Origin of the sequence: Lapidilactobacillus bayanensis (genome assembly GCF_003946695.1) — a bacterium.
Taxonomy (GTDB): Bacteria; Bacillota; Bacilli; order Lactobacillales; family Lactobacillaceae; genus Lapidilactobacillus; species Lapidilactobacillus bayanensis.
The window spans coordinates 13,898-39,578 of record NZ_RHOX01000009.1; the positions used below are offsets into that span (position 1 = coordinate 13,898).

Sequence of the window (25,681 nt, forward strand, 5' to 3'; positions counted from 1 at the left end):
AAGACCTGTCTTGGAGACAATTTTGCAAAAATTGGCTTCAAGCAGTGTCCACCACGTTCCAGCGAAAGTATTTATTTTCCCTCACGATACCCCGCACGTTCCGTAGGTAACCTTTGCGCAAGCACGAAGAAGCAAAAAATAGTAGTTTTAGTTTCCACTGTCTTAATCAGCGCCAAGCATTCTTTCGTCGCCACGGTAACGCACCACATTCCACAAGCAATTTTGCGCAAGCGCGGAGAAGTACAAAAAGCTGCATTGAAGTTTAAACTTCAATGCAGTGCAAATTCATTTCTGTGATTTTATTAATAGCGGTAGTACCTCTTCAACTAACATCCCCACCGCCATCGCATACATTGCCAACATATTTTTACCCGTAGCGACTAAATATAAGGTAACCGCCCACCAGATCACAAAAAGCACGTTGATTATTTTGTTTTGTCCCATCATTTATGTTCCTCCTCGACTACCTTTATTATAGTTCGGCCTCAATGAAAACGTACCAATGACGGTCTAAAGTTGACCCAACTTCAGATAACTTCTACAATGAAAAGGTAATCATTCAAGTATTGGAGGACAATCACATGTACGTTGCTGCAAATAATCGTTACGACGTTTTACCGATTCGTCGGGTCGGCCACACCGGTTTACAACTGCCAATTATTAGTCTTGGTCTTTGGCGCCATTATGGTAGTTCTGATCCCTACGCTGACCGCAAACAAATCATTTTATCGGCCTTTGATCACGGTATCTTTAGTTTTGACAATGCGAATAATTATGGCAAACCAGATATTGGCTCTGCTGAGCAATTATTTGGTCAAGTTTACCAAGACAGTTTAAAACCTTATCGTGATGAATTAGTAGTCACAACTAAGGTTGGTTTTGAAACTGGCGTTGGTCCTTATGCGCAATTTAATTCTCGCAAAAACATTTTACAAGCTATCGATCGTAGTCTGACCAATCTACAAATGGATTATGTGGATATTTATTACAGTCATCGTCCTGATCCTAACACTGACTTTGAGGAGACTGCCCTTGCTTTAGCCCAAATTGTTCAAGCAGGCAAAGCACTTTATATCGGGATTAGTAATTATGACGCTGAACAAACAAAGAAGATGGTAAAATTACTGCAAGATTTGCAAGTTCCGTTTGTTGTTAACCAATCTTCATACAATATGCTACAAACGCGCGTCAAAGATGATGGCTTGTTGGCAACCTTAAAAGATTTCAATCGCGGCTTTGTTGCTTATGGCCCACTATGTGAAGGTTTATTAACTGACCGTTATTTAAATGGCATTCCCGCTGATTTCCCAATTCATTGGAGCAACGCCGATATTTTCGCCAATGGCAAAGAAGCAGTCGTTGTTCAACTGAATCAATTGAATAAGATTGCGCAGAATCGCCAACAAACTCTTGCACAAATGGCACTGGCTTGGATTTTACGCGATCAAACAGTCAGCAGCGTCATCATTGGAACGACCAGTGAAAAGAATTTGCTGGCCAACATTGAAGCTGGGCAAAATCTCGAATTTAGTGACGATGAAGTTTCCGCAATCAATGCAATTCTTAAACAGTAACATGCTATACTTAAGGTAGTTATATTAAAAAGAAATTGGGTGGTTAAATGAAACAAGGAACAACGATTTTAACATTGGATAATGGCTATCATTTATGGACCAATACCCAAGGTCAAGGCGACATTCATTTACTTTGCTTGCATGGTGGCCCTGGTGGCACGCACGAATACTACGAAAACTTCGGCGAAAAATTAGCTGATATTGGCGTTCAAGTGCATATGTATGATCAATTAGGTTCATTTTACTCTGACCAACCAGATTATCATGATCCTGAAATTGCGGCCAAATATTTAACCAATGATTATTTCTTAGGTGAAGTTGAAGAAGTCCGGCAAAAACTGGGTCTGGATCAATTCTACCTGATTGGCCAATCTTGGGGTGGCGCTCTTACGATGGAATACGCTTTGAAATATGGCAACCATTTAAAAGGTGCCATTATTTCCAGCATGGTTGACAATATTCCCGAATACGTCGTTCACATTAACAAAGTTCGTGATGAAGCACTTTCTGTTGAAGCTGTTTCTTACATGAAGCGTTGCGAAGCCGCCGGTAATTATGATGATCCGCGTTATCAATCCTACGTGGACGTTTTGAATCGTGGCTACGTTGATCGTCGGCAGCCACCGGCAATTCGTCATTTGATTTCAACTATGGCAACACCTGTTTACAACGCCTTCCAAGGCGATAACGAATTCGTTGTCACTGGTAAATTAAAGGACTTCGATTTGCGAAGGGAAATCCACAACATTACCGTGCCAACCCTATTAACATTTGGTCAACACGAAACTATGCCACTTTCTTCAGCATTGCGCATGTCGCAAGAAATTCCGAATGCGCGCTTGGAAACAACTCCTGATGGCGGCCATCATCATATGATTGATAATCCTGACGTTTATTTTGCCCATTTGAAGCAGTTCATTCTTGATGTTGAAAGTGGTCAGTTCCGCGCCTAATCATTTTTATTTCTAAAAGGAAGCCACAGATGAAAACAATCACAGTCTATCTCGTTCGTCATGGTCAAACTTATTTCAACAAATTCAACAAGATGCAAGGTTGGTCCGATTCGCCGCTAACTCCTGCCGGCATTGACGGTGCCAAGGAAGCCGCTGAACGTCTGAAACATCTGACGTTCACACATGCTTACTCATCTGACACCACCCGAGCAATGCATACTTGCGAAATCATTCTCGGTAAAAATATGAACACCGTTGTTCCCTACACAACCACGGCATTCTTCCGTGAAGTTTTCTACGGTTATTTTGAAGGCGAAGATTCTGCTAAAACTTGGTATCTAGTCGGTGCTCCTCATGGCGCGCGTTCATTTAAAGAACTCATTTCAAAATATAATATTGATGCCTCAAAGGATTTTATGAACGATGCTGATCCTTTCCATGATGCTGAAACGGCAACACAATATTGGACGCGTCTCAGCAAGGGCTTCAAAATGTTGCGTGAACAAAATCTTAATGGTGATAATGTGCTATTAGTTAGCCATGGCACAACCATTCGCAGCATTGTTGAAAAGTTTGGTGCCGGTCGATTCGACGCCACCATCGCACCACGCAATGCCAGTGTTACCAAAATTCTGTTGACAGATCAGGGCATTGAGGTTGTTTATTATAATCGCTTAGAAGCTATTAATTAAATATCAAGAACGGAGTCGGGATAAAAAATCCTGACTCCGTTTTTTCATTGCCACTTCGTTAGCATGTTAAAATCTAAAATTGTTGTTTTGAGTTTCTTCGTGCCTACAGAAAATGCGCCGGTGGAACGCTGCGAGTTTGATTTGAGCCAAATAAATTTGTCTCAAATACAAACTTTCTTGTAAGTGGTAAACCACTAACAAGAATGCCGCGGCTGACCGCGATTTTCCTCCGGCACTGACGAAAGAGCGTTAGTGCAACCTTAACTGCAATTTTGTATTTCTAAAAATTGGAAGGTAGTGTAACCACTCGTCAATTCAGTGCTTGTGCAAAGGTCGCCGTTTCGTTTGTTTAGTGGTCGAAAATAAATACCGCTCAGTAGTGACATTAATGTTGGCAATTTATTGCTTACATTAAGGCGCGTATTTGAGACGATTTGTTCTTCAATCGGCTCAAATCGACGCCCACTACGTTCCAGCGACAAGTATTTATTTTCCACCACGGCACCACGCACGTTTTATATGCAACCTTTGCGCAAGCGCGAAGAAACACAAAATAACAGTTTTAGATCTTAGCGTTCATAATAAAACTTGAGTTTAAAATAAATTGAGTTTGATTCGGCGCAAACCAATACTTGTAACGTACTACCAACACTTTTTTCAAAGGTACAAAAAATTGCAGACAAACTATTGGCTAGCGATTTTACGGCGCAATTGTTCTGTGCTGACCATAATTACAACAGCAAAGAATAATAAGTACCACGGATAGCTACCCAAGCTCAAATGATTACTCAACCAACCAAATAAAGGTGGCATTAAAGTTGAGCCGGTATAAGCCGCCGCCATTTGTACGCCAATGATCGCCTGCGAATTTTCCGAACCAAAATTAGCACCTGTCGAATGAATGATCGAAGGATAAATTGGCGCACAACCAAAGCCAACAATTAACAAGCCAACCAAAACGAAAAAGTCAGAACCAGGAAGCAGCATCAAAACAACGCCTAACGTTAAAACGCCAGCGCCAAATCGAACCAAGAAACGATCCCCGAAACGATTGGCGAAAATTCCAGAAAGAAAACGGCCGATTGTAATTCCCATATAAAATAATGCGGCAAATTTGGCGGCAATTTCTGGATCAACGTGGCGAATTTGAACTAAAAAACTACTGGCCCACAATCCAGCAGTTGATTCCAAGGCACAATAAGCAAAAAAAGCAAGTAAAACAGATTTAACACCTGTAATCTGTAAAATTTTAGCAAGACTTAACGCTGGTCTGGTTTCAACATCTTGATGAGCGTTTTTGAACTGATAAGCTTTTTTACGCCACAGTGGCAAACTAGTAAATAAAACAATTGTCAGTGCTAATTGAATGATGCCAATCAACCGATAACCGTACCGCCAGCCTAAATTATGAGTCAGACTCATGCTCATCACATAAGGACTAATCGCGGCACCAACACCCCAAAAACAATGCAGCCAATTCATTTGTCGCGAATCATAATGCAAGGCGACAAAGTTATTCAATGCCGCATCCACTGCACCGGCACCAAACCCATAAGGAACTGCCCAAAAACACAGACCAATAAAATTAGGTGAGATAGAAAACCCAAACAAAGCGACAGCAGTTGTCAACACAGAAATCGCGGTAACCATTCCCGCACCAAGTTTGCGTGTTAAACGATCAGATAACAAACTGGAAATAATCGTATTGGCCGAGATGATCATTGTAATGATTCCCGCGTAAGCAACCGGTACATGTAAAGCCGTATGCATCACCGGCCAGCCTGATCCAATTAACGAGTCGGGAAAACCTAGACTAATGAAAGCCAGATAAATAATCCCTAAAAGTAACGAAAACATGTCCTACCCCAAATTTCCTGAATTAAATAAGTTCATTATTCTGGATGCGCTCTCAAAAGTCAAGGTGTAATTTTTCGCCACCGTTTTAATATTCTTAGTCTTAGATTTTGAATTGTTATTTTACGGTTCTTCGCGCTTACGCGAAGGTTGTATGCAAAGTGTCGCGCGTATCGTGAGGAAAAATAAATACTTTCGCTGGAACGTGGTGGACACTGCTTGAAGCCAATTTTTGCAAAATTGTCTCCAAGACAGGTCTTGTTGTAAGTAATAAATTACTAACAACAATTTCACCACTGAGCGGTATTTATTTTCCCTCACTAGACAAGCAAGAGGGCAACCTTTGCGCAAGCGCTAAATTAACGATTGGTTGAATCACTTCCAATCTTTAGAAATCCAAACTTGAAGTCAAATCACACCACATCATCTCGTTTGTCAGTGCCGGAGGGAAATCGCGGTCAGCCGTGGCATTCTTGTTAATGGTTTACCATTTACAAGAATGTTTGTATTTGAGACAAATCGGTTTTTGATTTGGCTCAAATCAAACTCACAGCGTTCCACCAGCGCATTTCCCGTAGGCACGAAGAATAGCAACATAGCAGTTCTAGGGTTTGCTGCTCTCAATAAAGTTCACATTCAAAGACAAATCGGTTTTTCATTTGGTTCAAATCAAGCCCACAGCGTTCCACCAGTATATTTCCCGCAGGCACGAAGAACTACCACACAACAATTCGGCACCAATAAAAAAAGCTATCGCGAAATAACTCGCGACAACTTAATTCAAAACTATTTTTCAATCTCGGTTGCGGGAATAACAATTCCCCGATACAACCAGGTCGTTAACAAATAATAGACGATATATAAACAGATGAAAATGGCAAACGGCAACCAAATACCTTGATAAGGATTAATCATCAGCATTTTAAACAACTGCAAACCAAACAAAACATGGCAAACACCCAAAACACCAGGCAATGCGTAGAGAACCCCGATTTCAATGGCAACAGAATGTTTCAAGGTACCTCTGCGCGTGCCCATCTTGTTCAACATTTCGTAGCGGCGAACATCGCTATAAGCACCTGACAAAATTTTGAACATTAAGCAACTTGCCAGCATTGCCAAGAAAGAAATACCTAAGAAGAAGCCCATGAAGGTCATGCCGGAGAATAAGGATTTGTAAACACCGTAACCAACATATTTACTGTTTGCCAAAACTGATTTGAATTGCGGTGCTGCTTTGGCTTGCGCGCTTTCAATCTGACCGATCTTCTTACTATCTTTGAGAAAATCGTGAACACGAATCAATTGCAGGTGTTGCGTAGGTGCTGTTAAAGCAGCAAATTTAGCCGCTGAAACGAATTTAACGTTAATTTCGGTAGATTGCTCGGACTTAGTTGCTAACCAGCGGGCAGCGTCATAACGGGCTGCTGAACCTTGCTTCAGATAATCCTGAGCTGCATAACGTTTGATTGTTGGCATGACCATCTCTGCACCGGTGGACTTGCCATAATCAACATAATAAAGTGGCTGCTGTTGTAATTCAGTAACACTATAATAAGTGGCACCATCGACAACCTTATAGTGATAAACGGCTTTAGATTTAAGATCAAGTTGTGCAACTGCCGTTTTAACTTGTTGATCTTGATGATAGACGATCAAATCATATGGTGCCGTGGCCGCTGCCAAGTCACTAATCTCATTCTGAAAACCTAAGCCAACCGTAATCGCCCCCAATGCCAAGGCGAATAAAATGGAAATCATCGCCAACATTCGCGTATAGTCATGAATACGGAAGTTCAATTGTGATAACGTGAAATTGCGTAATCCTTTCAGGGCAAACTTTGAATTGCGCTTCAATAAACTGATTAGCCAAATAAAGGTTGCATTGAATGTGAAGTAACTGCCCAGCACGATTGTCACCAGTGCCAACGGAATCGCAATTAAATTTAACAACTTAATACTAGCCATGGACCAGTAACCAACCGCTAATAAGGCTAAACCTAACAACGCTTGTAAAATCAAAACGACCGGTTTAACTTGCATGCGACTTGGTTGCGACGCTTGATGTAATAACTTCATAACTGGCGTCTTCACTAATTTGGCACTATTCCAAAAGGCTGATAGAACAAACAAAACACCGAAGAAAATTAATGTGATGAGCATCGCCGGTAGATGGAATGCGTTAAAGTTATGCAACGTCAATCCTAATTGTCGCACTAACAACTTAGCAACAACTTGTGACAAGCCAACGCCGATTGCCGAACCAACTAATGTTGCAATCATACCAATTGAGAATGTTTCCACGAAGATTAATTGAGCAATTTTGCGAGACTTGGCGCCTAACATCATGAACATACCATAATCGCGCTGGCGCATATTCATTAAGAATGAATTGGCATAAATCAGATAAACCAACGTAATAATTCCCAATAAAACCGCGCCAAAGCCGAAAATAAACATCGTGTTATTGGCGGACAACATTGAATTGTTGCCAAGAAAATTCTTGTTAGTAGCCAGAGTCATGAACATATAAAAAGTCGCTGCCGAAACAATTAAGCCCGAAAAAAGGACAATGTAATCTTTGAGGCGGCTTTTGATTCCTGTCAAAGCTAATTTTGTTAACATCTACTCACCCCTCCTAATCGACAAACGTCCCTAACGAATTCAAGATCTCTTGATAAAACTCCGCCCGTGGTCGACCATTGCGTTTTAATTCTTGACCGATTTTACCGTCCTTAATAAAGAGAATTCGTTGACAATAACTCGCTGAAAAAGGATCATGAGTGACTAATAAAATTGAAACCTGATCTTCGTGATTTAACGAGTCCATCGTTTCCAATAATTCCCGCGCCGAATTAGAATCGAGCGCACCAGTTGGTTCATCACCAAATAAGATTGCCGGTTGATGCACTAAAGCCCGCGCGGCAGCAACTCGCTGTTTCTGTCCACCAGATAGTTCGGTTGGATAATGATCGAGCACACTTTCAATTGATAGACGCTGCGCAATTTGATTAACTAGCGGTTTGATTTTACGTGGTGCAATATTTTGTAATGACAAAGGTAAGGCAATATTTTCGTAAGCCGTTAAGTTTTCTAATAAATTGAAATCTTGGAAAATAAAACCAACTTGCTTGCTACGAAAATCTGCCATTTGATTTCCTTTTAATTTTGTTACATCGCGGTTATTAATTCGCACTTCACCTGAAGTCGGCTTATCCAAAGTTGATAAAATATTTAACAATGTTGTTTTGCCGGAGCCGGAAGCACCCATGATGCCGACAAATTCACCATTTTCCACTGCAAAAGAAACATCTTTTAAAGCCGTGTATTGTTTTTCATTTGTTTTACCGTATGTTTTAACTAGATTATTGACCGTTACAACGTCGTTTGCCAATTTAATTCCCTCCAAAAATCGCTCACTTAATTAATTGATGACTTAAGTATACAAAATCGCGTGTAATTTTTCGCACCATTTTCCTAACAAAACTGCTTTTAAACTTACAGACTTGTTAGCTAAATCCGAGTCTTTCGGCCCTTGACAAGCTTGCTGATGCCTGTTATTGTTCGGAACGGCTTTGATTGTGTGGACGTTGTTTAATTAGGACAGCGAGAACTAAAACTATCTTACTGTGGTTCTTCACGCCTTGCGCAAAGGTTGTCTATGAGATTTGGTGTTATCGTGGCGGCGAAGAAATACTCGGTGCTGGAACGTAGTGGGCGTCGATTTAAGCCGATTGAAGTGCGAATCGTCTCAAATGCGAGCCTTATTGTAATAGCTAAAGCTACAACAATAATTTCACTACTGAGCGGTATTTCTTCGCCGCCACTAAATTAATGAGAGGGCAACCTTTACGCAAGCGCTGAATTGATATGCGGTTGAAGCACCGCCATTTTGTTGTCGTATAAAATTGTAGTTAAATCTTTCTCAATTTTTAGAAGCACAAACTTGCGGCTAAATTTTACTAACATATTTTTGTCAGTTCCGGAAAAAATCGCGGTCAGCTGTGACGTTGTCGTTGACGATTTATTGCTTACGGCAAGTCCGAGCTTCAAGACAATCAAAGATTGTCTTGAAGTCGAGCCCTCAGCGTTCCACCAGCGTATTTTCTGGAGACACGAAGAAACTCAATATATATAGTTCACGGATTTTGAAAAATGTTGCCAACCCGTGCTTTTCGCACTCTGATTTGAAACGTGCTTTTTTTTGTGGTTCATGGTATGCTTTATTTAGTAAATTCACGTAGAGAGGACTGTCGACAATGCGTTTAAGAGGAGCTTCGTTATTGTCAGTACGTTAAATGAATCGCGATATTAAACGATTGATGGCAGATTCTTTTTGTATACTTTTGTATGCTTAGAGGCGGCTTCGGTCGGCTCTTTTTTGTTGTCTGAAAATGGCATCAACTATTTATCACGCTATTTAGCCGTATTCGCGTCAACTGAAATTGACGTCTAAGCTAGCAAATACTGAATTCGTTTTGAATTCAGCGCTTGCTGAGCTTGGTTGCCAAGTTTGAAATGTTGACGTTCACTACTTATTTTTAAACGTGTTCGCCGCAACTGTGATTGATGCATCAACTGTTGAGGACTAAATTCATTCTGAATTTCTCCTTTGCCTACTTTAGATTTCAAACTTAATTCGTTGTGGCTCACGACTTGGAGGAAAATATATGTCTGAAATTATTAATTTACAACCGCAAAAAGAACGTGTGTTGATTGGCGGGTTGAACCGTAAAGCGCCTGATTTTGACTACACACTGAATGAACTTGGTGAATTGGCTAAGGCTGACAATATGGAAGTTGTTGACCAAGTTGTTCAAAATTTAGATCGAATGGATGCGGCCACTTATTTCGGCTCTGGCAAGGTGCAAGAAATTGGCGAATTAGCTAACGCCTTAGATGTCCACACGCTCGTCATTAACGACGAACTTTCGCCATCACAGATTTCTAATATTGAAAAAGAAACTAAACTACGAATTGTCGATCGAACTGAATTGATTCTAGAAATCTTCGCTGATCGTGCAAAAACTCGTGAAGCCAAAACGCAGGTCGAAATTGCCCGCTTACAATATGAACTGCCGCGAATTCACCCGTCTGCTAATTCCTTAGATCAGCAACATGGCGGTGGTGGCGGTCTCCGTAACCGTGGTGCTGGTGAAACACAATCCGAATTGGATCGTCGTGTCATTCGTAAACGCATCAGTGATTTGAAACAGAATTTGGCCGTACTAGAAAAAAGTGCAGCGACGCAGCGTGAACGACGTCAACAAAGTGGCCTTCCTAAAGTTGCCTTAGTTGGTTATACCAATGCTGGCAAATCCACGACAATGAACCAACTGTTGGCCCGCTTCGATCAATTAGACGGTGAAAAGAAACAAGTTTTTGAAAAAGATATGTTATTCGCCACTCTAGATACAAGTGTCCGTACCATCCAGCTACCCAACAAGCAACAATTCTTGCTAAGTGATACGGTTGGTTTTGTCAGTCATTTACCTCATCGTTTAATCGCTTCGTTCAAATCAACCTTGGCTGAAGCTGCCGATGCCGATTTACTCATTCAAGTGGTTGACTACGCCGATCCTAATTACCGTGACATGATGGCGACTACCACACAAACACTTCAAGAAATTGGCATTACTAATATTCCAATGATTGTTGCTTTTAACAAAGCCGATTTGCGTCCCGATACGAATTATCCGGAAAACACTGGCGATGATTTCATTTATTCTGCCAAAGATCCTGCTTCCATTGAAGCGTTGGCCAAATTAATCACCAAACATATTTTCGCCGGCTACCATACTGTCAACTTATTAATTCCTTTCAGTGAAGCTCGTATTCTTGCCGAATTAGAGGCGCACACAAGCATTATTGATAAAGACTACACGGAACAAGGTACGCGAGTTAAAGTTGTTCTCGATCCAATTCGCTACAATAAATATCAAAAGTTCATTCAGTAAATACCAATTCTGTGGTATTAATCAACCGGCTAAAGGAGCAGCTCTCATGGATAATTATCAACGCTTTTTGCAGGTTTTTAATGAACTAGAGCGTGTTATTCAACATCGTTTGCAAGTTGACGCCAAAAACAATCTCGGTGCATTATTGCGTATTGCTCAACAGGCCCACGATCAGCTGATCACCTCACATTATCAGGAATTAGATTTCTTGCGGAACTTTCGTAATATTCTCGTTCATGAAGGCATTCAAGCTGAGGGTGAAATCGCCACACCAAGCGATTATTTAATCGAGAAAGTTGAAACACTGACGACTAAAATTCGTGAGGCCAAGAAAATCAAGGCGCTCTTTCGTTCACAGGTTATTTCTTTTAAACTGACGGATAATCTTCACGATGTTTTACAAGCGGTTAAAAAATATGGTTACACAAAATTTCCTGTTTTTGCGGAGGATCATTTGGTTGGCGTGGTCACGGATAACGGCATTACGAAGTTCATGGCTAGTCAATTACAAGAAGATTTAATCTCAATCAAATCAGTTCATTTAGAAAATATTCTGGCACTCGACAAACGGAAAGATTCCTTCATGGTCGTCAACGAAGAGACGTCAATTTACGATATCGACGATATTTTCATGCGCAAAATAAAAGAAGGTAAATCGTCATTTATTTTGTTGATGTCTTCGGATAATCACGTCGATCATCCCGATGATATTACAGGTATCATCACGCCTTGGGATATGCCCGAAATCATTGCGAATTTGTAAGATTACCATTCTCAGGTTCTGTGCAGAAAGCAAAACTGCTAGATTGTAGTTCTTCATGTTTACACGAGGATTGCGCATAGAACACGTGAGCTGCTGCCTCACCAAAACCTAAAACTGTTATTTTGCACCTCGTCGCGCTTGCGCAAAGGTTGTTTAGGGAACGTAGCGAGTACCGTGGCGGGAAATAGATACTTTGCGCTGGAACGTAGTGGGCTCGCTTGAAGCCAATTAAAAAACAAATTGTCTTCAAGTCGAACCTTCTTGTAACAGCTAAAGCTGCAACAAGAATTTCACTACTGAGCGGTATCTATTTCCCGCCACTTAGCCAGTAAGATGGCAACCTTTGCGCCGGCACTGAATTAACGAGTGGTTTAATCACTTCAAACTCTTTAGAAATCCAAACTTGAAGTTAAATCACACCACCACATCTCGTTTGTCAGTGCCGGAGGGAAATCGCGGTCAGCCGCGTCATTCTTGTTAATGGTTTACCATTTACAAGAAAGCTCGTATTTGAGACAAATCGGTTTTTGATTTGGCTCAAATCAAGCTCGCAGCGTTCCACCAGCGCATTTCCCGTAGGCACGGAGAATAACGAGCATAACAGGCTTGGCATAAATTTAGAACAAAAGAATAGAGCTGGGATAAAAATCCCGGCTCTTTTTGTATGGTTGCGGCAATAAATACCTTAACTAATTTTTCTACTCTCATAGCCAAGCCACAATTTCCAATTGGCAAACCAGATAACGCCACCGATAACGACCGTTGTCAGCAATAAGCGCAACGGATCATCAGGGCCACTGGCATTATAACCTAATAGAACCGCGGTAACCCTCTGAACTACCACTGAATTGATTCCTGCATTAGGTAAAATAAATATGGTTGCACCAAGCGCGTAAATCAAAATTAAAACCGACAAGAAAAGTTTTTTTTGAAATTCTACTTGTAAAATTGCTAGTAATGAAGCGACCTCAATGATCAATCCAATAAGCGCGCTGTTCAACAAACAAATGACGAGCAAATTCAATGCGTTAATACTGAACCAAGACTGGTAGTCACCAAAACTAAATAAGCGAAAAATCAGCAGTTGATTGACACCAGGAATCAGACTCCCAGCAAAAACCAAAAGCGTCCAGCCTAATGAAAATAACAAAACCAGTTGCCAACCTTGACGATATAAATGTCGCCGACTGTAACCGAACTCGAGCAAATAACGCCAATTTGATACTAACTGAAATGATAACAGGACCAACGAAAAGACGAACATAACTTGGAATGTCGCAGAAAACCACGACACAATCGCCGTAGCTTGCCAGTGAAAAGCAATCATTAACGTGACGGTTAGAAATATAGTGATTCCGGTCATAATTGCAATATAAAAACTAAAAGTTCTGCCTAAATTTCTGACTTGGTATTGCCAAAGCTTACTAGTTTCCATCGTGACCCCTCCTAACCTTTGCGAATTTTAGCTTGCAAGCGGCGGGCAAATAAATAACTAACGCCACTTAAAATAGCCACGACAACTGACAGAGTAATTAACAATGGCCAAGCGCGTACCCCATCTGTGGAACGACCAATTAAACGATACAAGAACGCTGTAATATGTTGCTTCGTTGTTGTATTAGCTTGCCAATAAACCAAGCCGATTGCGCCGGCAATTAATCCAGGAACAGTCACAAATCCGCCATACACGCTAAAAAGTGCAACAATCCAGTTCGTTTGTGTGAGCAATAATCCAAAAATGAAACCTAACAACAACATCACCATGATGAAAAAGGCAAACATTAAAAAGAGAAAAAGACCAAATTGCCAAGGCTGATTGAAAGCTGCTCGATAAGATTTAAAGATGCCAGCAAAATTATTAATCGGTACCTGACCTCTGGTAGCAATTTTTAAATAAAGTGTGATCATGCCATCCAATAAAAACGTACTCAGCAACACTGAAAGCCATTGCATGAACCAACTACGGCGCCGCGGGATTCCCATTTGTAAGAAAAAAGTGGTATTTTCTTTGGTTAAGATAGCCAGATCGGCCATGGATACGTATAATACCGCACTGCAAACCGATTTGACATCCAATAAACGAAGGTTAATTCCAACAACATAGTCTAATAGATCAATTGATAGCCACAGGCCGAAAAGTCCTAAGGCATAATTATAATTTTCAAGAAATAAGCGCCGCCAATGAAATTGCCAACTCGTTTTAGTCATGCTAATCACCTACCTTGCCAGTCAGACAGATGAATAATTCTTGGAGCGACATTTGCTGAATTGCAACGGAACTTGTTCGCGTGTCGCGGGGCAATTCACCTAAAACATAGGCCATTTCAATCTCACCTAAATGTTTACGTTGCAAAACTTGATAACCAGCCACGAATTCTTCAACGGCTGCTTGCGGGCCAGAAATAACGTGTGCTTGATTCAACAGAACTGTCGCATCGCAATCTTTCTTAATCACGCCCTTGTCAACAATCAAAACATGTTCCACAATATTCGCAACTTCCTCGATTAAATGAGTGGCGATGACAAATGTTCGCGGCCGTTCTTCATAAGTACTCAATAATTCCGAATAGAACAGTTCGCGGTTATTCGCGTCAAGTCCTAACACCGGCTCATCTAAGAAAATAAATTCAACCGGTAAACATAACGCATTGATTAATTTGAAGATCGTCAGATAACCAGTTGATAATTTAGCAATCTTCTGATTGACATCTAGATCAAAAACTTTAACCAAATGTTCATTGTAGCGCCAATCAAAGGTGCCATAAAACTTGCTCAACCATTGAAACGCTTGCCTAACTTTCATACTTGACGGATAAAAGTCAGTATCACTCATTAAGTAAAAACGCCGCTGGGCTGCTTCATTATCAACGACTGACCGCCCATCAAGGGTAATTTCACCATTATTAGCGAACGCACGATTATTAATGATCCGCAACAAAGTACTTTTCCCAACACCATTACGTCCTAATAACCCATAAATTTTACCCGGTTCCAATGTAAAACTAATATCCTGTAAAACTTGGTGTTTCCGATATTTCTTCTGAATATGTTTAACGACAACTTCACTCATGACCGTACCCTCTTTCAATCAGACGTTGTAAATCTGCCTTTGATAATCCTAATTTTTTTGATTCAACGATTAATGATGCCACATAATCTTCGAAAAACGAGGCTTTACGTTTGGCGATGATTTTGGTCTGTGCCCCTGCCATGACAAACATCCCCAATCCTCGTTTTTTTTCGATCAATTGTTGTTCAACCAAGATATTCATACCCTTTAAAACAGTTGCCGGATTAATTTTGAACTGTCGCGAAATTTCTGTCGTTGAAGGAATTTGTGTTCCTTCAGCAAACGCCCCAGAAAAAATCGCCTCTTCAATTTGATTCGCAACTTGTAAATATAACGATTCCGCACTACTAAAATCAAAATGCAACTGACTCACCTCACCGTCAAAAAACAAACGTGGTTTTCAATAGGTTAATTACTTATGTAGCTAACTATATAACCATAACTAATTTTTGTCAACGCTTTATCGATTAAAACTTTTATTTTTGAGTTGGTATTTTTTGATGTTACTGATTTAATGCGCCAGAACTAAAACTGTCATGTTGCGGTTCTGCGCGCTTGCACAAAGGTTGCCTATGGAATGTGGCGCGTTGTCGTGGCGGCGAAAGAATACTTTGCGCTGGAACGTAGTGGGCGTCGATTTGAGCCGATTAAAGGACAAATCGTCTCAAATGCGAGCCTTAATGTAAGCAATAAATTGCCAACATTAATTTCACTACTGAGCGGTATTCTTTCGCCGCCACTAATTAAGCAAATTAGCAACCTTTGCGCACGCGCTGAGTTGACGAGTGGTTGAATTACCCCCCTTAAAATTTTGAGAAATACAGACTTGAAGTTAAATCACACCATAGTTTGTTAGTCAGTGCCGGAGGGAAATCGCGGTCAGCTGTGAAATTGTCGTTGGCAATTTATTGCTTACGACAAGGCCGAGCTTTAAGACAAATTTATTTGGCTTAAAGTCGAGCCCACAGCGTTCCACCAGCGCATTTCCCGTAGGCACGGAGAAGAGCAACGCAACAGTTCTAGAGCTCGGTATTTCTCATTTAAACAACAAACCAAAAATTTCTTTTGTAAATAATGTCAACTTTTGCTCACACTTCACGTAATATAGGGTGTAGGACACAATAGCTATTGAATGACTACTACTGATCGAGGTTAGCAAATTTACTTTGAACGACAAAGAAGGTGGAATGGATGGACGAGCAAGATGTGATCGACGCATTGCGTCATCACGATGAAAAAGCGCTAGGGCAATTGATCGAAAATTATGGGGATTTTATTCAACAAGTCATTCTACACAATCTACCGACATCGTATGAACGTGGTTTTGTACAAGATGTTGAGAACCGTTGTTATTATCAAGTCTGGTCAAAAATTACCACCTATGACGCAACGAAGGGAGAATTCAAGGCTTGGCTGGGTACTGTTGTTAAGAACCAAGCTATTGATTATAAGCGTGGTATTAAGGGAACATTTCAAACATTAGCCATTGATGAAAACTTCTTGGTTGATGATGCCGTTAGTACTACCGAAGAGCCCCTCGATTACGACGAATTATTTGCGCCTCTTTCAGAAACTGAACGGAAAATTTTTAAACTTTACTTCATTGATGATTTAACGACTAAAGAAATCGCGAAAACATTAAATATGCGTTCGTTAGCCGTTTACAAACATTTATCTCGCGGACGTCGCAAGCTAAAGCAGGAGGTCAATCAACATGATTTTTAGTAATCCTTTTATTGAAGTTGTTAGCAATATGAACGGTTTAACAGCAAAATCATTTGTGAAGCCAGCAACACCTTATTTACGTCAGAAATATCGTGAACGTCAAGCGGCACTGTACATCACCATGCAACAAGTCCTTGACCAACTTACTAAGCTACTTGAACCTGATGAAAAAATTATTAACTTCATGCCCATGACCGACGAGCAAAACTCACAATTTGCAACTGGCGGCGTGATGGGCATGTATCATCCAAAAACTACAGCTGCTCAAAAATATATGCATGAGCAAGATAGCCTACGCGGTAATCGAATTATGGCTTTCACAAATAAACGCATGATTTTTTTCATTGTAATCGAATTTCTCGATGATCCTAATCAATATTTCTCTTATGAGTATTCCGCATTACATTCGATTAAATTAAAGCGTCATTCTCAAGTTGTCCCGACTGACCATCGAGGATTAAAGCGTGTTACCGATGCGTGGTACACACTTGATTTTGAAACGGATGACCGGCATATCTTCACCGAAATTCTTACTTCTGAAAATGGTCAATTATTTAAAAAGAACACCTTAACTATTCCGGCAATGAAAAATATTTCAATTACCGACAGAGTGACTCGTATTAAAAAATTAGACATGTATTTTAGTAATGTTGCTGGTCAATATGGTTGCTTTATGTGGTTCGGTATTATTTGGCTAGGTGGACTAGCACTTTATTTCTTATGGAACTGGATCTCTACTGGGAGCCCGATTTAACAACAATATTTTCTGCATGCTAGTTCAACCCCAAATTGAACCGGTAAGCGAACTTTTCAAACCAATCCATGTAAAAAGCCTGTTGCGCTTAAATCGCAACAGGCTTTTTTAATCTTCTTAAAATAACTAACTGGCTATTTCAGCCGCATAGCAAGGCGCTGTGACAGACGTGATAGCATGAAGCAGATAATAAAGTAGAAAACCGCCATGGCAATAAAGATGGGAATCATGTAATTCGTATTCTGTCCATAAATAATCTGCGAATGATACATCAATTCTGGCAGCAGAATAATCGTTGCTAGCGACGAATCCTTAACCAGCGAAACAAACTGGCTAACAATTGGTGGCACCATATTACGAAATGCCTGTGGCAAAATAATATGCCACAAAGCTTGGAGGTAACTTAATCCGTTGCTGCGGGCGGCTTCCATTTGACCAGCATCAATTGATTGAATCCCACTCCGAATAATTTCGGCCAACATCGCCGATTCAAAAATTGTCAAGGCCACGATCGCAGCACCAACCGTACTTAACCGAATCCCAAAAGTACTCGGCAAACCGAAATACATAAAGAAAATGATCAACAAAAGTGGTAGATTGCGAATGATGTCAATCACTAAACCCACAATCATCGAAACGTATTTAATCTTCATATAACGAATAATCCCTAAAACCGAACCAATTAAAAAACTAAGCACAACCGAAATAGCGGAAACGTAAATGGTTACCCACAAACCTTCTAAAAGAAAGCGCAGGTTAATCCAGCTATAAGCTTGAATGAAATTTTGCATGGCACTTCCTCCTCTTAAGCCTGTTGGTTTTTAGCCCAACGTTTTTCCAAGTAACGCATTAAATAACTCAGCGGCATTGTCATCACCAGATACAACAAGCCGACTGCTAAGTACGTATCGGTTGTTTTAAACGTTGTCGAGGCAATTAAATTACCTTGGTACATCAGGTCGAAACCAGCTAAGAAAGCGAGCACCGACGAATTCTTGACCAAATTGACGAACTGATTACCTAATGGTGGTACGACAATCTTGATCGCTTGCGGTAAGATAATGAAGCGCATCGCTTGTAAATAAGCCATCCCATTACTGCGAGCAGCTTCCATTTGACCAACTGGCACACTTTCGATACCGGCGCGCACTGTCTCAGCAATAAAAGCCGACGTGTAGATGGTTAAGCCGATTGTGCCCGCAGTAAAGCCATCCAGACCGGGAATAAAACGTGGCATCACAATGTAAAAAAACATGGCCACAACTAATAAAGGAATATTCCGGAATATTTCCACGTAAGTACGACCGATAATGTGAACCGTTTTGTTGGGGCTGATTTCCAACATGGCAAAGATGACACCTAGAATCAAACTACCAATCAACGCAATTAAGCTTGATTCAAGCGTATACTTGATCCCCTCCAGTAATGCTGACCAATTGTTTGTTAAGATTGATATCATTTGACCACACTCCCATCAAACCCAGAAATCTTTTTGAACCATTTATCGACAATTTTTTGATAAGTACCATCTTTTTCAATAGTCTTTAAAGCCTGATTGATGGCTGTCCGGAATTTCTTCTGACCTTTATTAATGCCAATTCCATAAGGTTCACTGGTAAACGTTCCCCCAACAACCTGATAACTAGGATCATCAGAAACCAAACCATATAAAATACCATTATCAGTTGTCATCGCGTCGCCTTGATCAGATTTCAAGGCAGTGAAGGCTTGGGCCGCATCAGATAATTGCAAGACTTGTGTATTTGGCGCGGCTTTTTTAATATTATCAACCGAATTAGAGCCTTGAATGCCAATAACTTTAGTCCCCTTCGTTAAATCCTTAACTGATTTGATCTTACTCCCTTTTTTAACGATGATAGCTTGGCCGGCATTGAAATAAACATCAGAGAAGTCAATTTCTTTTTTGCGTTCAGGCGTAATCGTCATCGTCGAAACCAATCCTTCAACATTACCATTCTTCAACAATGGCAAGCGAGTATTACTTGTTACAGGCACGAAATTAATCTTAACTTGATCGCCAAAGATTTCTTTAGAAATAGCTTTCGCAATATCGACGTCAAAGCCTTGAATTTTGCCCGTTTTAATGTTCATCAGACCAAATAAACGTGTATCACTCTTCACGCCCCAAGTAATCTCATTAGTCTTTTTAACGCGCTGCACGACGTCTTCCTGAGCAATGTTTTTGCCGCATGCGGACAAGGCAATCAATAAACTCAGTAACGGAAGCAATAGCCAAAGTTTTGCCCAACTTTTCTGCTTATTTCTCATCATGCACCTCCTATCTCATTTTTTAGATGACAGTTTCTTAGCGAACCTTGTGAAGAAACTTCTGATATTCGTGGCGGTGTCCATTCAACTGCTACTCCGCAGCCAAGGACAGTTATTTGCACAGACCGCAAATAACTTTGATGCTACGGACGTTGTCTATTCTTGTGGCAAAATTCATGACGCAAGAAACATAGCATGGCGAAGTTCGCCTAGTTGAAACATGGCCCTATCTCACTCTAATGATAGTTTCTTAGCAAAACAAGCTAAGAAACTTTGATGTTCGTGGCGGTGTCCATTCAACTATGGCGAAATTCGCCTAGTTGAAACATGGCTTAATCTGCGTGAATAATTTTGCTTAGGAAATCTTTGGCCCGTTGATCTTGTGGGTTCTGGAAGAATTCCTTAGGATTATCAGAGTCTTCACGAATCTCACCATCGGCCATGAAGACTAAACGATCACCGACTTCTTTAGCGAAACCCATTTCATGAGTAACAACAATCATCGTCATGCCCTGATCGGCAACTTTCTTCATAACGTCCAAAACATCACCAATCATTTCTGGATCAAGTGCCGATGTTGGCTCATCGAATAAAATTGCTTTGGGTTGCATTGCTAACGCTCGGGCAATGGCGATACGCTGTTGTTGTCCACCTGATAACATGGCCGGCAACTTGTTAGCCTGATCTTGAAGACCAACTAACCCCAACAATTTATTGGCGCGTTCTTCGGCTTCCTTTTTAGGCACCTTCAGTACTTGGATCGGCCCCAAGGTAATGTTCTCCATAATAGTTTTATTGGCGTACAAATTAAAATGTTGAAATACCATGCCAACATTTTTGCGAATCTTATTCATGTTTGTTTTAGGATCAGCCAAGTCAAAGTTATCAACCAATAATTGGCCAGAAGAAATATGTTCAAGTCCGTTGATTGTGCGCAATAAAGTACTCTTACCGGATCCGGAAGGTCCAATAATCGTCACAACTTCACCGCGTTCAACAGTCAGATTAATATTCTTTAGCGCGTGGAACTTACCATAGTACTTATTAACATCATGAAATTCAATCATTGACATTATAAGACCCTCCTTATTTTTATAAAAAGTTTTCTTAAATAATATATTTATTATATTACGGTAAAATAAGTCTGAGTGCAAGTATCCCGACATATTTACGAACTCGTCAGTATTAATAACAGTTATTATTCGTGTTTTACTGATTAAATATGCCAAGTTTAACCCGAATGTGAGGTGTATTGCAAGGATTAAGTAACATTGACGTGGTGATGAAAAATAAAACTACTTTGTTGCGATTCTTCGCGCTTTACGCAAAGGTTGCGTATGGAATGTGGTGAGTACCGTGGTGGAAAATAAATACTTGTCGCTGGAACGTGGTGGACACTGCTTGATTAAAATTGTTGCAACTAAAACTGTTTTGTTGTAATTCTTCGCGCTTACGCAAAGGTTGCATACGGAACATGCGAGTACCGTGGTGGAAAATAAATACTTGTCGCTGGAACGTAGTGGGCGTCGATTTGAGCCGATTAAAATACAAATCGTCTCAAATACGCGCCTTAATGTAAGCAATAAATTGCCAACATTAATGTCACTACTGAGCGGTATTTATTTTCCACCACTAAACAGACAAGAGGGCAACCTTTGCGCAAGCGCTGAATTGACAAGTGGTTGAATTACCTTTCAATTTTAAGAAGTGTAAATTTGCGCTTAAGTTGGCACTAACACACTTTCGTCAGTGCTGGAGGGAAATCGCGGTCAGCCGCGGAATTCTTGTTGGTGGTTTACCACTTACAAGAAAGTTTGTATTTGAGCCAAATCGGGCTTTGTTTTGGCTCAAATCAAACTCGCAGCGTTCCACCAGCGCATTTCCCGTAGGTACGAAGAAGCACAACATAGCTGTTTTCAGCCAAAAAAATAGAGCTGAGAAAAAATTCTCAACTCCTCGTACTTTTATTTATTTGCGGCCAACATCGCGTTGGTAATCATTTTAATCTGACCTTTGACTGCTGCTGGGTCATAATAGTACATCTTGCTGAATGGCAGTTCGATGACGTGTTTGGCTTTGACCGCTGGTAATGTTTGCCAAACGACATTATTTTTCAAGTCGTTAATCACTTGTGTATTGCCCTTTTTTGCAGTACTAAAGCTGGTGAATAGCATCCAATCCGCGGCGTATCGTGGTAACGATTCTGTAGAAATTTGCTTGTAACCAATGCCTTCTTGAATTTTAGCGATTGAAGTAGGTAGTTTGAAACCTAAGCCACTGATTAAAGCTTCGCCGCCCCGTCCCCAGCTTGAACCTTGTACATATAATTTATTATTCTGCATCTCATAGAAGCCAACTGTAGTCACGTTGGGATTGATGCCGGCTGCTTTTAGTTTGGTTACATTTTTTTGACTAGTTGTTCGTAAATCTGTGGCCACTTTTTTGGCCTGAGTCGAGCGGTTCAAAATTCGACCAAACTTCGTCAACGTTTGATAAACGTTAGCCTTGGTGCCATATTTAAGATACACAACTGGTGCCACTTTTTTCAAAGCTTTAACATCCGCTTCATTGCTGGTAATGATTAAATCTGGTTTCAACTTTAAAACAGCTTCAACATTTAAGGCGTTCCCTAAATTTTTGACTTTATGGACAGTCCGCTGATTCAAAAACGGATTGGCTAAATCCATACTCGTTGACCCAACGACATTGACGCCCAACGCCATGACTTCACCAGTATAAACTGTTGCAACCACACGTTGCGGATGAAGCGGGACTTTAACCTGACCGTTGTCAGCCGTAATTGTACGTGTTGTTGTTGTTTGCGCATTGGCTGATTTTGTCGTCGTTGCCTTGCCACAACCAGCCATCGCTAAACTTAAAAATAACAAACCGATACCAAGTATGCTACGTTTTTTCATCATTATTAATTTCTCCTAACTCACTCTAATGATCGTTTCTTAGCAAAAAACACTAAGAAACTTCCGATGTTCGTGACGGCGTCCATTCGACTAAGGCAAAGTTCGCCCAGTCGAGACACAGCCCTAGTTTGTTTTAAATAATAAATATAAGAAATATGGCATCGTAATCACGCCAGTTACTAGACCAACAGGTAAAACCGACGGTAAAAATAAATTATTTGCGACCAATGTAGCTAAAACCATTATGATGCAACCAATGACACAACTAGCCGGTAATAGCACGCGCATTTGGCTGCCGACTAGTCGCTTAGCAATACGCGGCGCCATCAGACCAACAATGCTGATTGCGCCGCCAACAGACACTGCAACTGCTGCCAAAGCAACAGCCAGCGACATGAGCAAGTAGCGCATAAATTTAACGTTGACGCCGATACTTTGGGCCATTGGTTCACCAAGCACAAATGTTGCTAACTCCGAATGAACTGTCACCGTCACTAACAAAAGCATCAGTGTCAGTACGCCATATATCAAAAGGAATTTACGATCGGTGTTCCAAAAACTGCCACTTAACCAAACTAAAATTTTATCAAAATCGAACTTGTTCAAACTTAATTCGATCATTAAAATAATGCCATTCAACAAAGCGGTCAGGGCAACGCCACCTAGTAGAATTTTCATCTTGGCACCGTTTCTGCTAATGGCACTAACCACGATAAAACTCAGCACTGCGCCAATCAACGCTGCTAATGGCAACCATTGATCAATATTTAGGCCTTTAAAACGGCTGGCTAAACCAATCAGGATGACCGCACCTAAACTAGCACCAGCATTGACGCCTAAGATACTGGAATCAACCAGCGGATTGCCGGTTAATATCTGTAAAATTAAACCGCTAACTGCTAAACAGCTACCAGTAATTAGTGCTGCTCCTAGATAAGGCATGCGAATATCCCAAATCACCAAATTAGTCAGTTGATCGGTTGACCGTCCAAACATACTTCGCAATGTGGCACCAAAACCAAGACGAATTTCACCCAGTGACAACAGCGCCACACACAACAGCAATAGCAATAACCCACAGCCTAAAAGACAGCCAATGATGCGTCGTTTACTCATCGGTTAACACCTGACCTTCGCGGGCAATCACGATTAACAAAAATGCGCCGCCGCAAATCGCACTTAAAGCCGCCAATGGCAGTTCCGTCGGTGCCACTAAAGTTTTCGCAACGAAATCAATCAGTAACATAAAAACAGCACCCAGTAACAAATTGGGTAAGATATTGCGTTCCAAAGAATCTGGATGCAAATAATGAATGATAGCTGGAATTCCCAAGCCGACGAAACCAATATTTCCGGCCACAGCCACACTACAACCAGCACTAATGACAATCACCAAAGCACCGATTGCCCGTGTCAATCCCGGTCGTGCCCCTAATGAACGCGCCGTTGCATCATCAAAGACCATGAGCGTTAAACTTTTGCGATTAAAGGTGATCATCAACGTCACCACAAACAAGCCCACCACTAAAAAAATAACCTGTTTAAAAGTCGTATCACTAAAACCACCAACTAATAAATTGCGGAACTGCATCGTCGTATTGGTCAATAAACTGACAGCATAAGCAAGGCAACTGACAAAACCAGAAAAAACTGTCCCGCCTAAAATAAAGCGCAAAGGATCCAAACCCTGGCGCGTCATCGCTAACATCAAAACAACCACAAAGGCGAGTGTTGCACCGACAATGCTCAACCAAATAGTATTGATAACCGACAGCGTAATCCCAGCAACCGACCCCAGCATGAGTGCCAACATTGCTCCCGCGTTCACGCCTAGAATTGATGGATCTGCAATTGGATTTTTGGACAACGTTTGCATTAATTGACCACTCAACGCTAATAAGGCACCAACCAGCGCTGCGGCCAAAGCGCGCGGCAGGCGAATTGACCACATAATTTGTTGCGCTAGTGTGTGCTGAGATTGCCATAATAAACTTGGTGCATACCAATGAACACCGCCGGCTAAATTCAAAATAAAAACGACAATAAGCAAGATAACCAATAATAAATTTAAGCGCGCTAATCTAGCAATCTTCATGATTGCACCAGCGTTTCATAATCTTGCAATTGTGGATATTGCCGGGCTGAGTGATAAGTAATATCTGCCGTCACTTGAAATGTTTTGGCCAATAATGACGCTGTCAAAACTTCTTTTGGCGTACCAGTTTTAATAATACGGCCGTCTTGAATACACAATAACTGATCGCAATATTGGGCGGCTTGGTTCAAGTCGTGTAAGACCAGCACGACCGTTTTTTGTTGAGTTAAATTTAATTCCTTTAGCAAATTCAAAATTCCCAGTTGATGCGTTAAATCCAAGTATGTCGTTGGTTCATCGAGCATAATAATCGGACTGTTGTGCACCAATGTCATCGCGATAAAAGCACGCTGCCTTTGACCACCAGACAGCGAATCAATCCGGCGATTGGCCAAGTCATCAACTTTAGCTGCAACCATGGCTTGATAAACTTGTGCCTTCCCGGATTCATCCCGATTCATTAGTCCGTGATAAAAGGCGTAACGTCCCATTTTAACAAGATTCAAGACGGTTAAATCACCGGGCACAATTGGTGTTTGGGCTAAATAAGCAATCATCTTCGCCCGCATTTTGTTCGGCATCGTTGCCAATTGTTGTTCATTAATAAGCACCGAACCACTTATTATGGGATTAATCCCGCAAAGTGCTTTCAGTAGCATTGATTTACCACTGCCATTCGGCCCAATCAACCCTGTAATTTGTCCGGTCGCAATTTTTAAGCTTTGCTTTTGAATGATTGTTTTTTTACCATAACCAATCGTTAACTCTTGACCAACAATTGCGTTCATTTAAAAGACCTTTCCATTCGCTAACTTAGTCGAAAAATAAGTCGGGGCATTTCAGAACACGTTTAAATAATTATTCCGATAATTAATAATATCATTATTCGATATGATGATAAACGGTGTGTCAGGAATTAATCGTTTGAAATAAGCGAGTTTGGCGTGATTCTACTTAGAACAATTCTTATGTAGTTTTAATAGAATGCGCGTACTGCAGTTAAAAATATTGCCGGTAAATTCGAACGATTAAAAAAT

At 40.9% G+C, this 25,681-nt stretch carries 27 protein-coding genes; 10 read left to right on the forward strand and 17 right to left on the reverse strand.

Going from position 1 to position 25,681, the window contains the following annotated elements:
• Positions 1–285: 285 nt before the first annotated feature.
• On the reverse strand, positions 286–447 hold the full coding sequence (locus EKM65_RS11210; protein WP_164506820.1) for a hypothetical protein: 162 nt from the start codon (positions 445–447) through the stop codon (positions 286–288).
• 134 nt (positions 448–581) lie between these two features.
• On the opposite strand from EKM65_RS11210, the gene EKM65_RS04690 reads away from it, so the two are divergent.
• From EKM65_RS04690 to EKM65_RS04700, 3 genes are read left to right on the forward strand one after another with little or no spacing between them, the layout of a single operon-like run.
• The gene (locus EKM65_RS04690; protein WP_125606072.1) at positions 582–1,574 is read left to right on the forward strand and encodes an aldo/keto reductase; all 993 of its coding nucleotides are present in this window, start codon (positions 582–584) and stop codon (positions 1,572–1,574) included.
• 47 nt (positions 1,575–1,621) lie between these two features.
• The gene (locus EKM65_RS04695) at positions 1,622–2,527 is read left to right on the forward strand and encodes a proline-specific peptidase family protein (protein ID WP_125606075.1); all 906 of its coding nucleotides are present in this window, start codon (positions 1,622–1,624) and stop codon (positions 2,525–2,527) included.
• Between the two features lie 29 nt (positions 2,528–2,556).
• A complete protein-coding gene (locus EKM65_RS04700) occupies positions 2,557–3,219 on the forward strand; it encodes a histidine phosphatase family protein (protein WP_125606078.1) in 663 nt (220 codons plus the stop codon).
• Between the two features lie 260 nt (positions 3,220–3,479).
• Here EKM65_RS04700 and EKM65_RS04705 read toward each other — a convergent pair whose 3' ends face one another.
• The 4 genes from EKM65_RS04705 to EKM65_RS04720 all read right to left on the reverse strand — a co-directional run bounded on the left by EKM65_RS04705 (position 3,480) and on the right by EKM65_RS04720 (position 8,473).
• Positions 3,480–3,716 (reverse strand): hypothetical protein, encoded by a 237-nt coding sequence (locus EKM65_RS04705; protein ID WP_125606081.1) that lies wholly within the window; start codon positions 3,714–3,716, stop codon positions 3,480–3,482.
• Positions 3,717–3,903: 187 nt separating this feature from the next.
• Positions 3,904–5,076, reverse strand: a complete 1,173-nt coding sequence (locus EKM65_RS04710; protein WP_125606084.1) for an MFS transporter — start codon at positions 5,074–5,076, stop codon at positions 3,904–3,906.
• A gap of 783 nt (positions 5,077–5,859) precedes the next feature.
• Complete coding sequence (locus EKM65_RS04715; protein ID WP_125606087.1) at positions 5,860–7,698, reverse strand: ABC transporter permease; 1,839 nt, start codon at positions 7,696–7,698, stop codon at positions 5,860–5,862.
• Between the two features lie 13 nt (positions 7,699–7,711).
• Positions 7,712–8,473, reverse strand: a complete 762-nt coding sequence (locus EKM65_RS04720; RefSeq protein WP_125606266.1) for an ABC transporter ATP-binding protein — start codon at positions 8,471–8,473, stop codon at positions 7,712–7,714.
• Between the two features lie 279 nt (positions 8,474–8,752).
• Between EKM65_RS04720 and EKM65_RS11215 the strand changes: the two genes are divergently transcribed.
• From EKM65_RS11215 to EKM65_RS04730, 3 genes are all read left to right on the forward strand, one after another.
• Positions 8,753–8,908 carry a hypothetical protein gene (locus EKM65_RS11215; protein WP_164506825.1) on the forward strand — a complete coding sequence of 52 codons (156 nt, stop codon included), beginning with the start codon at positions 8,753–8,755 and terminating at the stop codon, positions 8,906–8,908.
• An 835-nt stretch (positions 8,909–9,743) separates the two neighbouring features.
• Positions 9,744–11,030 (forward strand): GTPase HflX, encoded by a 1,287-nt coding sequence (hflX, locus tag EKM65_RS04725; RefSeq protein WP_125606090.1) that lies wholly within the window; start codon positions 9,744–9,746, stop codon positions 11,028–11,030.
• Between the two features lie 46 nt (positions 11,031–11,076).
• The gene (locus tag EKM65_RS04730) at positions 11,077–11,793 is read left to right on the forward strand and encodes a CBS domain-containing protein (protein WP_125606093.1); all 717 of its coding nucleotides are present in this window, start codon (positions 11,077–11,079) and stop codon (positions 11,791–11,793) included.
• A 685-nt stretch (positions 11,794–12,478) separates the two neighbouring features.
• Here the strand turns inward: EKM65_RS04730 and EKM65_RS04735 are convergent.
• Genes EKM65_RS04735 through EKM65_RS04750 form a run of 4 tightly spaced genes read right to left on the reverse strand, consistent with a single transcriptional unit; the run spans position 12,479 to position 15,227 of the window.
• Positions 12,479–13,228 carry a hypothetical protein gene (locus EKM65_RS04735; RefSeq protein WP_125606096.1) on the reverse strand — a complete coding sequence of 250 codons (750 nt, stop codon included), beginning with the start codon at positions 13,226–13,228 and terminating at the stop codon, positions 12,479–12,481.
• Between the two features lie 11 nt (positions 13,229–13,239).
• Positions 13,240–14,001, reverse strand: coding sequence for a hypothetical protein (locus EKM65_RS04740; protein ID WP_125606098.1), 762 nt, complete (start codon positions 13,999–14,001; stop codon positions 13,240–13,242).
• A gap of 1 nt (position 14,002) precedes the next feature.
• Positions 14,003–14,863 carry an ATP-binding cassette domain-containing protein gene (locus EKM65_RS04745; protein ID WP_125606101.1) on the reverse strand — a complete coding sequence of 287 codons (861 nt, stop codon included), beginning with the start codon at positions 14,861–14,863 and terminating at the stop codon, positions 14,003–14,005.
• A complete protein-coding gene (locus EKM65_RS04750) occupies positions 14,856–15,227 on the reverse strand; it encodes a GntR family transcriptional regulator (protein WP_125606104.1) in 372 nt (123 codons plus the stop codon). Before EKM65_RS04750 ends, EKM65_RS04745 begins: the two co-directional genes overlap by 8 nt.
• A gap of 228 nt (positions 15,228–15,455) precedes the next feature.
• Between EKM65_RS04750 and EKM65_RS04755 the strand changes: the two genes are divergently transcribed.
• From EKM65_RS04755 to EKM65_RS04765, 3 genes are all read left to right on the forward strand, one after another.
• Positions 15,456–15,656 (forward strand): hypothetical protein, encoded by a 201-nt coding sequence (locus EKM65_RS04755; protein WP_125606106.1) that lies wholly within the window; start codon positions 15,456–15,458, stop codon positions 15,654–15,656.
• 398 nt (positions 15,657–16,054) lie between these two features.
• Positions 16,055–16,588, forward strand: a complete 534-nt coding sequence (locus EKM65_RS04760) for a sigma-70 family RNA polymerase sigma factor (RefSeq protein ID WP_125606109.1) — start codon at positions 16,055–16,057, stop codon at positions 16,586–16,588.
• Positions 16,578–17,342: a hypothetical protein gene (locus EKM65_RS04765; protein WP_125606112.1), complete on the forward strand. Its 765-nt coding sequence runs from the start codon at positions 16,578–16,580 to the stop codon at positions 17,340–17,342. Before EKM65_RS04760 ends, EKM65_RS04765 begins: the two co-directional genes overlap by 11 nt.
• 134 nt (positions 17,343–17,476) lie before the next feature.
• Here the strand turns inward: EKM65_RS04765 and EKM65_RS04770 are convergent, their stop codons facing one another.
• The 4 genes from EKM65_RS04770 to EKM65_RS04785 all read right to left on the reverse strand — a co-directional run bounded on the left by EKM65_RS04770 (position 17,477) and on the right by EKM65_RS04785 (position 20,704).
• Positions 17,477–18,133, reverse strand: coding sequence for an amino acid ABC transporter permease (locus tag EKM65_RS04770; RefSeq protein WP_125606115.1), 657 nt, complete (start codon positions 18,131–18,133; stop codon positions 17,477–17,479).
• A 14-nt stretch (positions 18,134–18,147) separates the two neighbouring features.
• On the reverse strand, positions 18,148–18,801 hold the full coding sequence (locus tag EKM65_RS04775) for an amino acid ABC transporter permease (protein ID WP_125606118.1): 654 nt from the start codon (positions 18,799–18,801) through the stop codon (positions 18,148–18,150).
• A complete protein-coding gene (locus tag EKM65_RS04780; protein ID WP_125606270.1) occupies positions 18,798–19,631 on the reverse strand; it encodes a transporter substrate-binding domain-containing protein in 834 nt (277 codons plus the stop codon). The genes EKM65_RS04775 and EKM65_RS04780 overlap by 4 nt, the downstream gene beginning before the upstream one ends.
• A gap of 332 nt (positions 19,632–19,963) precedes the next feature.
• A complete protein-coding gene (locus EKM65_RS04785) occupies positions 19,964–20,704 on the reverse strand; it encodes an amino acid ABC transporter ATP-binding protein (protein WP_125606121.1) in 741 nt (246 codons plus the stop codon).
• A 415-nt stretch (positions 20,705–21,119) separates the two neighbouring features.
• Here EKM65_RS04785 and EKM65_RS04790 point away from each other — a divergent pair, with 415 nt between their 5' ends.
• Complete coding sequence (locus EKM65_RS04790) at positions 21,120–21,317, forward strand: hypothetical protein (protein WP_125606124.1); 198 nt, start codon at positions 21,120–21,122, stop codon at positions 21,315–21,317.
• Positions 21,318–21,595: 278 nt separating this feature from the next.
• Here EKM65_RS04790 and EKM65_RS04795 read toward each other — a convergent pair whose 3' ends face one another.
• The 4 genes from EKM65_RS04795 to EKM65_RS04810 all read right to left on the reverse strand — a co-directional run bounded on the left by EKM65_RS04795 (position 21,596) and on the right by EKM65_RS04810 (position 25,432).
• On the reverse strand, positions 21,596–22,552 hold the full coding sequence (locus EKM65_RS04795; RefSeq protein ID WP_125606127.1) for an ABC transporter substrate-binding protein: 957 nt from the start codon (positions 22,550–22,552) through the stop codon (positions 21,596–21,598).
• 120 nt (positions 22,553–22,672) lie between these two features.
• Positions 22,673–23,665: a FecCD family ABC transporter permease gene (locus tag EKM65_RS04800; RefSeq protein WP_125606130.1), complete on the reverse strand. Its 993-nt coding sequence runs from the start codon at positions 23,663–23,665 to the stop codon at positions 22,673–22,675.
• Positions 23,658–24,644, reverse strand: a complete 987-nt coding sequence (locus EKM65_RS04805; RefSeq protein WP_125606133.1) for a FecCD family ABC transporter permease — start codon at positions 24,642–24,644, stop codon at positions 23,658–23,660. Before EKM65_RS04805 ends, EKM65_RS04800 begins: the two co-directional genes overlap by 8 nt.
• Positions 24,641–25,432, reverse strand: a complete 792-nt coding sequence (locus EKM65_RS04810) for an ABC transporter ATP-binding protein (RefSeq protein WP_125606136.1) — start codon at positions 25,430–25,432, stop codon at positions 24,641–24,643. Before EKM65_RS04810 ends, EKM65_RS04805 begins: the two co-directional genes overlap by 4 nt.
• Positions 25,433–25,681 lie beyond the last annotated feature (249 nt).